The organism is uncultured Ralstonia sp. (assembly GCA_913056305.1).
Taxonomy (GTDB): domain Bacteria; phylum Pseudomonadota; class Gammaproteobacteria; order Burkholderiales; family Burkholderiaceae; genus Ralstonia.
Genome location: CAJXMR010000182.1, coordinates 1 through 9,569, shown reverse-complemented (window position 1 = coordinate 9,569; position 9,569 = coordinate 1). Strand labels below are relative to the sequence as shown.

Here is a 9,569-nt window from a genome sequence, read left to right as displayed (position 1 = left end):
TGTGCATCTACCCACGCCTTCGGATACCCGATTTCGTTCAGCGCGGTGGACATGGTGGCCCGCAGCCCGTGTCCTGTCAGAAGATCCCTGTAACCCATGCGCTTGAGTGCTCCGTTGAGGGTGTTCTCGCTGATGCGTTGCATCGGTTTGCTGTCGTGGCGGAGCAGGAAGTGTTGAGCTGGTTTGAACTGTTCCATCAGGTGTCGAACGATCTCCATAGCTTGCTCTGACAAGGGCACGATGTATGGTGGAACATCCTTGGGCAACTGCCGCTTCTTTCGCATGTCCATTTGCAGTTGCTTCACAACATCCGGCGGGATGATCCAGAGGCCGCGATCGAGATCGAACTGGTCGGGCGTCGCCATACGCAGCTCGCCGGTACGGACTCCGGTCAGCATCAAAAGTCGAAGGCCCAACTGAGTTTGCAGCCGGCCACGGTACCTGCGTAAGCGTTGCAGCAGCTTGGGCAGGTCCGCCATGCGCAGAAACGGATTGTGGTTGACGGGAGGTAGCGGCAAGGCCACGACGTCGAGATCGGATGCAGGGTTCTGTTCAAGGCCAGGCACGATCACCAGCGCATACCGGAACAACTGGTTGAACCAGGTTCTTACCTTCTCTGCAACGGACAACGCCTTGCGCTTTTCGATCTTGGCGATCACCTCTAAGAGGTCGGTGCGCTTGACGTCGTAGACAGAGCGCTTGCCGAGCGTTGGCAGTACGTCCTTGTCGAACACGCGAGGGATCTGCGACAGGGTGGTTTGCCGACCTTGTTTGAGGGCGAGCCCGCGATGCTTGAGCCACTTTCGATACACGGCGTCGAAAGTGTTCTGGTCCGCCAAGCGGACTGCCGCGCGCTTTTGCTTGCGATGAACGTGTGGATTGGTGCCCTTCGAGACCAGCCCGCGGGCCTCGTCTCGGAGAGTTCTCGCCTCGCGTAAGGTCACCTCTGGATACGTGCCGAGCGACATCCGCTTTTGTTTGCCGGCCCATTGGTAGCGGAAGTGCCAGGACTTGTTGCCATTGTCGGCAACCGCCAGGGCAAGCCCGTCTGAGTCTGAAAGGGTGTAGGCCTTGCCGGTCGGTTTGGCTTGCCGGACTGCCGTGTCTGAAAGTGCCATGCTCTTGCTCCTGTTGGGAGTCAGGAGCAGATGCTGGTCTCGTCTACCACGCCCCTCCAGCAACAAACCGGAAGCCGCCACGTCCTCAAAGATGGACTAAATAGTGGACTAAAAAGTCCTGGCTGTAGGCAGCTTCCAGCGGAACACGCTGGATGATGTCAGTGAATAAAATCCAATGGCATCAACGACTTGCAGAACTCCATGGAACTCAGCAGATCGTGAAGTGGAGCGGGCGATGGGAATCGAACCCACGGCTCTAGCTTGGGAAGCTAGGGTATTACCATTATACGACGCCCGCGTAGTCCGCCATTCTATGCGGGGTTGCGGCGATTCGGCAAGCAGCGGGGCGATCGGCCTGGGCGAAAAGTGCCGCCTCATTCACCCCGCGCCCCGCCAGCGCCGTCACACCTTGCGCACCGCCACGCTACCAATCGAATACCCCGCACCAAACGAGCAGATCAGGCCCAGGTCGCCCGACTTCAGATCGGCACGATGGCGATGGAACGCGATGATCGAACCCGCCGATGCCGTATTGGCAAACTCGTCCAGGATCACCGGCGCCTCGTCGGCCGAGGCATCGTGGCCGAGCAGGCGCTTGCTGATCAGCTGGTTCATCGCCAGGTTGGCCTGGTGCAGCCAGAAGCGGCGCACGCCGGCCGGCGCGTGGCCGAGCGACTGCAGGTGGGTGGCGATATGCTCGGCCGCCATCGGGCAGACTTCCTTGAACACCTTGCGGCCTTCCTGGCGGAAGAGCTGGTCGCGGTCGTCGGGGTCGCGGTCTTCGCTGCGCGAGAGGTAGCCGGCGTTGTTGCGGATGTTGTTGGAGAAGCTGGTGGCCAGCTTCGTGCCCAGGACTTGCCACTTGTCGGTGGAGCGCGAGTCTTCAGTGCGTTCGACCAGCACGGCGGTGCACACATCGCCGAAGATGAAGTGGCAGTCGCGGTCTTTCCACGCCAGGTGGCCGGACGTGATCTCGGGGCTTACCACCAGGGCGGCGCGCGCCGTGCCGGTGCGCACGGCGTTGATGGCCTGCTCCAGGCCGAAGGTGGCCGACGAGCAGGCGACGTTCATGTCGAAGGCGTAGCCGCCAGCGCCGATGGCATTCTGAATCTCGACGCCCAGCGCCGGATACGGGCGTTGCATGTTCGACGTGGCGCAGATCAGCATGTCGATCTCGCTCGCGTCACGGCCGGCGGCGGCGAGAGCGTCGCGCGCGGCAGCCGCGCCGACTTCCGCCTGCAGCGACAGCGTATCGTCCGGGCGCGGCGTCAGGTGCGGGCGCATGCGCGCCGGGTCGAGCACGCCGGCCTTGTCGACCACGTAGCGCTGCCGGATCCCCGAAGCCTTCTCGATGAATTCCGCCGACGATTCGGCCAGCGCGGTGAGCTCGCCGGCAGCGATGGCTTCGGCGTGCTCTTCGTTGTAGCGCTTGGTGTAGGCGTTGAACGCGACCACCAGTTCTTCGTTGGTGATGACTTCCGGTGCAACCCACAGGCCGGTGCCGCTGATGACGACGTCGTGCATACCCACTGTTCGTGAAATTTGTGTGGCGGCGACGATAGCACACCCGCCGATTCACGCGCGCAATTCCGGGGACGGAACGGGGTAAACCACGGCGCCAGTTGGCGCTGATGCCTGCCGGTCGCCGCTGCACCCGCTTTCCAGCCCACGCTGGGCCGGAAAGCGGGTGCGGACGACGCTTGGGCTTTAGTGCCTGACGGCCACCGTCACGCTCAGGCCGCCGACGCCGGGCACGCCGCCACCGAACGTGCCGCCGCCTTGCGACAGCACGCCGCCCAGGACCGGCACGTTGCCCAGCGCTGCCGGGCCGTTGGCGAGGGCGCCCGTGATCGGTGCCAGCGGATTGCCGCCACCCGCTGCGCCGCTCAGTGCGCTCGTTGCCTGCGAGACGACGCTCCCCAGCACCGGCACATTGTTCAACGCAGCCGGGCCGTTGGCGAGCGCCGAGGTGATCGGTGCGAGCGGGTTGCCACCTGCGGCTGCGCCGCCCAGTGCGCCCGTCGCCTGCGAGGCGATGCCGCCCAGCACCGGGATATTGTTCAACGCCGCCGGGCCGTTGGCGAGGGCCGAGGTGATCGGTGCGAGCGGGTTGCCACCTGCGGCCGCGCCGCCCAGCGCACCCGTCGCTTGCGAGACGACGTTGCCCAGGACCGGCACGTTGCCCAGTGCCGCTTGGCCGCTGGCCAACGCATTGGTGATCGGCGCGATCGGGTTGGCGCCGCCGGCAGCGGCATTGCCAAGCGTGCTGGTGACGGTGTTGATTGCACCGGTCAGCGGTGCGGCTGCGCTGCCCACACCGGGCGCGTTGCTGATGGCGCCGCTGACGGTATTGACGGTCGCCACCACCGGAGCGAGCGCATCGCCCGCGCTCGGCAGCCCCGTGGGCAGCGATTGCGCCTGCGCCGACGCCATCACCATCAACGCACCAACAGCCACACCCGACAGTTTGAAAACATGCTCAAGCATTTTCATTGAGAGTCCCTTGAATGAACGTTTTGAAAAAACGCTGCGCCGGCACGCGAGAGACTGCGAACCGGCGGGGCCCCTCCGCAGGGAGCATGCCAAGGTGTAGGGGTATCGACGTCGGTCGGCCCCAGGCGCGTCGCCGCGGTACGGCGCAACCGTTTGGGATACGGTCTGGATCGGGGGAAGTCCCTAGCCTGGCGACACGGGATCATGCGCGTGCATGACCTGTTTAAAGCGCCTGCCGATGCGGGTTTTCAGGCGACTGCCCGCGTGTTCGTTACGTTACGCGGGAACATTTCCGTAACGTTTGTGGGCGGGCGGGCGGTCGGTCGGTCGGGTAGGGCGGGACAGGCTCCGCCGCCATGGATCGTGCGGCAGCGGAGCATGCATTTGGCGCGATTGGATGGAACGCGAAGGGTGAGGCTCAGAGATGCAGCAGCGCCATCACCGCCAGCACGCCACCCACTCCACCGACCCCGTAGGAGAACACCTGCAGCCAGCGGCGCCGCGAGAGCAGCGTGATCGCGGCCAGTGCGATCGACACCTGGATGGCCACCACCGCCTGCGCCCAGCGATGATGGTGGTGCACGGCCAGCTCGCTGGCCTTGTCGGCTTCGCTGGCGGCATGCTCTTGCGCTTCGGCGGTCTGGCGGATCTGTTCCTTCTCGCTCGCGTAGCGCTGCGCTTCACGCTTGGCGGCGTCGTGGTCGACGCCCGGCAGTTGCGCCGACAGCTCGGCGATCGCCTGCTTCTGCGATTTGGCCTGGTAGTAGGCCCACTGGTTCGCGGCTTCGGTCTTGTGGATGGCGGCTTCGTTCTTCAGCAGCAGCGCCTCGTTCTGGGTGGCGCCGCCCTGGTAGCCGAATACCGCGCCGGCGGTGGACAGGATGGCGGTCATCACCGCGATGCGGCCGGCAAAGCGGTCCGAATCCCCCGATTCGGCCGCGTGGTCGAGCGCGTCTTCGTGTACGCCGCGCACTTCAAACTCTTCAGACATGGTTCCCCGGTGGTTCTGTGTTGTAGGTGTTTTCGTTATTTGCCGTTGTATCCCGGCAGGGTCTTGGCGAACTTGCTCTTGGCCAGCGGAATGGCGGCTTGGACAGCAGCCTGGAAATTGGCGTGCAGGTCTTCGACGGGAATGTGGCGGCGGAAGAAGTCGGCCCACACGAATTCGGCAAAGGCGGTGGGCGTCTTGTCATAGCCACCGGCGTTGCGCACGTAGCCGGCCAGCGATCGGTATGGGTCGTCGATGAGCTTTTCCAGGTGGTCGGGAATGCTGGCGTAGTAGTGCCGCACGCCGTGCTCGTCCAGAGGATGGACCCACAGGCTGTCGTCCATCGCCTTCCAGAAATCGTCGAGGCCGTGGCTCGACAGATCGGCTTCGACGATGAAGTAGCCCGTGACCACACCGGCTTCGAGCGCCGCGCGCCCCAGGTGGTGGTGGTCGGTGATGTACAGCTTGCCGCCCGGGCCCATGACGGCCGGGATCGGGTGCGCCTGCATGAACGCCGTCTGGTCGGCCGCCGTCATCGCGGCGAGGTGCGTCTTCTTGTCCTGGACTTCGATCATGCCGACCGTCAGCTGGGTCGGGCGCAGGTCATGGATGGGAGATTCGTGCAGCTTGGGCATGGTGTTGCCTCTTTGGGTTGCGATACCGCCCGCGCCGGCGCGGGCTGGGGCAGCATAGCAACTTCCGCAGGCGTGCGCACCCTGCGGATTGCACGGCGCGGGACCCAAGCCTAGCTGCGCCGTAGCGACAGCGCCCGCAAGGCATCGTCCAGGAAGCGGGCGGCGGCCTGCTCGCCGGCCTGCGGCTTGGCGGCCACGCTGCAGGCGGCGATGACGTCGCACAAGGCGCGCATGTCTTCGCCGCTGGTGCGCAGCAGCGGGATGACGGCGCCGGCCGCTGCGCCGAAGTGCTTCACCGCCAGCCGCATCAGCTCCACCTTGACGACATTGGGCAGCACGTCCGCGAGTTCGGGGGGTGTGGTAGGGGGCGGTGGTGGTGCGACGACGGGTTCGGAAACAGGTTCGGCGACGGGTTCCGCGATGGGTTCCGCGACGGCGGCTTGCGCCGGCGCGGCCGCCGGTTCGTTGGCCGCCTCGATCTCGCCCACGGGTGCGGCCCGGGTCTGCAGGCCGAGCGTCATGCCCGTGAGCGGCGGCACGCCTTCGTAGGCGGCCACCAGGGCGGCATCCACCGAGACGTCTTCGAACAGCGGCTGGTTGAAATAGGCGATGGGGTCGAACGTTGCGTCCGACGCCGGAGATTCGACGGCGGCGGTGGCGATGTCGGTTGGGGCGCTGCTGGTGGCAATGGCGGCGGCCGGCGCTGTCTCCTCTTCCGGCGCGTTGAGCACGTCGACCATGCCGGCGTCATGCAGCCCGGTGAGCAGATCATCGAAATCAGGCCAGTCGGCGAGCAGCTGATGCAACTGCCCGACCGTGCGGGCCCCGTTGATCAGGATGAGCAGATGGCGCTGGCGCATCTGCAGGTCGTGACGGCGCGCGGACAGCGCCTCGCGGCCGCCGTCCGTCTTCACCAAGACGCTCGTCGTAGCAAGCATGAATGACTCCCCGTTGAAACAGCCATGCCCGGCATCTGTCGCGCCGTTGCACGCTGCAAGTTAGTCACCCTGTCTGTGCCGTGCTATCGACCGATCGAACCAAATTGTAGAACGGGAAATCGACGATTGGATTACGTCCTGTTCATGCTGGGCATGCGCCCTAGGTCCGCCACGTCTCCAGCGCCGGTGCCAGCGCACTTTGGCGACCCGCCTGCAGTGACCGGGCGTAGTCCGCATACCACACCAGCACCTCCGGGTTGGCCATCGCGTCGGGGTTGGCGATGCGTTCGGGCGGCGCACCCAGCAGCAGTTTCTTGATCGGCACTTCCATTTTCTTGCCTGACAGTGTGCGCGGCACGCCGGGTGCCTGCACGATCACGTTGGGCACGTGCCGCGCCGACAGCCCCGCGCGGATACGGGCGTTGATCGTGTCGCGCAGCGTGTCGTCCAGCACCGCGCCCTCGCGCAGCACGACAAAGAGCGGCATGAACGACTCGCGCCCGAGGAATTCCAGATCGACAACGAGACTGTCGAGCACCTCCGGCAGGTCTTCCACCACGCGGTACAGCTCCGCCGTGCCCATGCGGATGCCGTGGCGGTTGATGGTGGCGTCCGAGCGGCCGTAGATGATGGCGCCGCCGCGCCGGGTGATCTTGATCCAGTCGCCGTGGCGCCACTGGCCGGGGTACATGTCGAAGTAGCTGTCGCGGTAGCGGCTGCCGTCGGCGTCGCCCCAGAAGAACAGCGGCATCGACGGGATGGGTGCGGTGCAGACCAGCTCGCCCACCGCATCGATCAGCGGTTTGCCGGCCTCGTCCAGCGCCTCGACGCGCGAGCCGAGGTTGCGGCATTGCATCTCGCCGGCGGTGACGGGCAGGGTGGGCACGCCGCCGACGAAGCAGCCGGCGAAGTCCGTGCCGCCCGAGATCGGGTTGAGCCACACGTCGGCCTTCACGTGGCGGTAGATCCAGTCGTAGGCCTCGGCCGAGAGCGGCGAGCCGGTCGAGCCGACCGCGCGCAGCTTCGACAGATTGAACGCGCGCCCGGGCTCGATACCGGCCTTCAGGCAGTTGGCGAAGAACGCCGCACCCGCGCCAAAGAACGTGACGCCCGCGTCCTGCGCAAAGCGCCACAGCGTATTGAGGTCGGGCGTGCCGGGGTTGCCGTCATACAGCGCGACCGTCACGCCGCCGAGCAGCCCGCAGACCTGCGAGTTCCACATGACCCAGCCGGTGCTGCTGTACCAATGGAAGACGTCGTCTGGGCCCAGGTCGAGGTGCAGTGCGCCCATCATCGTCTGCACCAGCAGCAGGCCACCGTGGCCGTGCACGATGGGTTTGGGCATGCCGGTGGTGCCGGACGAATAGAGGATCCACAGCGGGTGGTCAGCCGCGACCGGCGTCACGACGAGTGGCACGTCGCTGGCCGTGAGGTCGCGCCAGTCTTGAGCCTGCAGGAAGCGCGCGCGGTCGATGCCGCCGTGCAACTGCGGCACCAGCACGAGCTGTTCGACCGTCGGCAGCGCGGCGACCATCTCCGCGACCACGCCGGTGCGGTCGAACGCGCGGCCGCCGTAGTGGTAGCCATCCACGGCGATCAGCACCTTGGGCTCGATCTGGCGGAAGCGGTCGGTCACGGCCACCTGGCCCATGTCCGGCGCACAGACCGACCAGATCGCCCCGACGCTGGCCGTGGCGAGGAAGGCGACGATGGCGTCCGGCGTGTTCGACAGGTAGGCGGCGACGCGGTCGCCGGGCACCACGCCCATCTCGCGCAAGGCCTCGGCCAGCGAGGCGACGCGGCGGCGCAGTTCGCGCCAGGACACATCCGCCAGCGGCGCGGTCTCGCTGGCGTAGCGGATGGCGGTGCGGTCGGGGCTGCCGCCTTCGTCGACGTGGCGCATGACCTGGTCGACGTAGTTCAGCCTGGCGCCGACCAGCCATTGCGCGCCGGGCATGGTGCGCTCGCCCAGCATCTGCGTGAAGGGTGTCGAGGCGCGCAGGTCGAAGTGTTCCCAGACCGAGGTCCAGAACGCTTCGAGGTCGGTGGTGGACCACTGCCAGAGCTGGTCGTAGCCCTCGGGCGTGGTGGCCGAGAAGCGCAGGCCGCGCTCGCGCGCGAGCCAGTCGAGATAGTGCGTCAGCCGCGCACGGGCGATGACGTCAGCCGATGGCGTCCACAGCAGGGCGCCTTCCTGGATGGTGCTCATGTGTCTCCTCCGCCGCAAAGGCAAGGGGGAGGCCGCCCGCTCTCTGCGGCGGGTCGGCCGATGGGGTGGGGCGGCTGGCTTAGATGCCGCCCATGCACAGGTACTTGAGTTCCAGATATTCGTCGATGCCGTAGACCGAGCCCTCACGGCCCAGGCCCGACTGCTTGATGCCGCCGAACGGCGCCACCTCGTTCGAGATCAGCCCCGTGTTGATGCCGACCATGCCGTACTCGAGCTGCTCGGCCACGCGCCAGATGCGGCCGATGTCGCGGCTGAAGAAATACGAGGCGAGGCCGAATTCGGTGTCGTTGGCCAGGCGTACGACCTCGGCTTCATCCTCGAACTTGAAGATGGCGGAGACGGGGCCGAAGGTTTCTTCACGCGCGATCAGCATGTCGGGCGTGGCGTCGGCCAGCACGGTGGGCTCGACGAAACGCTGCGAGCCGAAGCCCTGCATCAGCTTGCCGCCGGCGGTCAGGCGCGCGCCCTTTTGCGTTGCGTCACTGATGTGGCGCTGCACCTTCTCGACGGCCTGGTCATCGATCAGCGGGCCCTGCACCACGCCCGTGTCGAACCCGTTACCGACCTTGATGCCCTTGACCTTGGCCGAGAGCTTCTCGACAAACGCCTCATACACCGAGGCGTGCACGTAGAAGCGGTTCGTACACACGCAGGTCTGGCCGGCGTTGCGATACTTCGACTGCACCGCACCTTCCACGGCGGCATCGAGGTCGGCGTCGTCGAACACGATGAACGGTGCGTGGCCGCCCAGCTCCAGCGCCACCTTCTTCACCGTCGGCGAGCACTGCTCCATCAGGATGCGGCCCACCGGCGTCGAACCCGTGAACGACAGGTGCCGCACGATCGGCGATTCGCACAGCGCGCGGCCGATGGCGATCGAGCGATCGGCATCGCCCGTCACCACGTTGACCACACCCTTCGGGATGCCCGCGCGGTGTGCCAGTTCAGCCATGGCGAGCGCCGACAGCGGTGTCTGCTCGGCGGGCTTGATGACGATGGTGCAGCCTGCTGCCAATGCCGGCGCGACTTTGCGGGTGATCATCGCCAGCGGGAAGTTCCACGGCGTGATGGATGCGCAGACGCCCACCGGCTGCTTGAGCACGACCATGCGCTTGTCGCGCCAGGTGCTGGCCATCACATCGCCGGAGACGCGCTTGGCCTCTTCGG

The 9,569-nt window shown here is 66.2% G+C and carries 8 protein-coding genes and 1 tRNA gene; all 9 read right to left on the bottom strand.

Annotated elements, in window-relative coordinates:
• Window positions 1–1,118: integrase arm-type DNA-binding domain-containing protein (locus QZ609_RS20750; RefSeq protein WP_295498979.1), on the bottom strand; the 1,118-nt coding region annotated here is incomplete at its 3' end.
• A gap of 224 nt (window positions 1,119–1,342) precedes the next feature.
• Window positions 1,343–1,416, bottom strand: a tRNA-Gly gene (locus QZ609_RS20745).
• 104 nt (window positions 1,417–1,520) lie between these two features.
• Window positions 1,521–2,642: a beta-ketoacyl-ACP synthase III gene (locus QZ609_RS20740; protein WP_295498977.1), complete on the bottom strand. Its 1,122-nt coding sequence runs from the start codon at window positions 2,640–2,642 to the stop codon at window positions 1,521–1,523.
• 183 nt (window positions 2,643–2,825) lie between these two features.
• The gene (locus QZ609_RS20735; protein WP_295498975.1) at window positions 2,826–3,611 is read right to left on the bottom strand and encodes a hypothetical protein; all 786 of its coding nucleotides are present in this window, start codon (window positions 3,609–3,611) and stop codon (window positions 2,826–2,828) included.
• A gap of 418 nt (window positions 3,612–4,029) precedes the next feature.
• On the bottom strand, window positions 4,030–4,602 hold the full coding sequence (locus QZ609_RS20730; protein WP_295498972.1) for a DUF4337 domain-containing protein: 573 nt from the start codon (window positions 4,600–4,602) through the stop codon (window positions 4,030–4,032).
• A 35-nt stretch (window positions 4,603–4,637) separates the two neighbouring features.
• On the bottom strand, window positions 4,638–5,234 hold the full coding sequence (locus QZ609_RS20725) for a ParB-like protein (protein ID WP_295498969.1): 597 nt from the start codon (window positions 5,232–5,234) through the stop codon (window positions 4,638–4,640).
• A 110-nt stretch (window positions 5,235–5,344) separates the two neighbouring features.
• Window positions 5,345–6,172 (bottom strand): hypothetical protein, encoded by an 828-nt coding sequence (locus QZ609_RS20720; RefSeq protein WP_295498967.1) that lies wholly within the window; start codon window positions 6,170–6,172, stop codon window positions 5,345–5,347.
• 160 nt (window positions 6,173–6,332) lie between these two features.
• A complete protein-coding gene (locus QZ609_RS20715) occupies window positions 6,333–8,381 on the bottom strand; it encodes an acetoacetate--CoA ligase (RefSeq protein WP_295498964.1) in 2,049 nt (682 codons plus the stop codon).
• 79 nt (window positions 8,382–8,460) lie between these two features.
• The coding region (locus QZ609_RS20710; protein WP_295498961.1) for an NAD-dependent succinate-semialdehyde dehydrogenase at window positions 8,461–9,569 on the bottom strand (1,109 nt) is incomplete at its 5' end.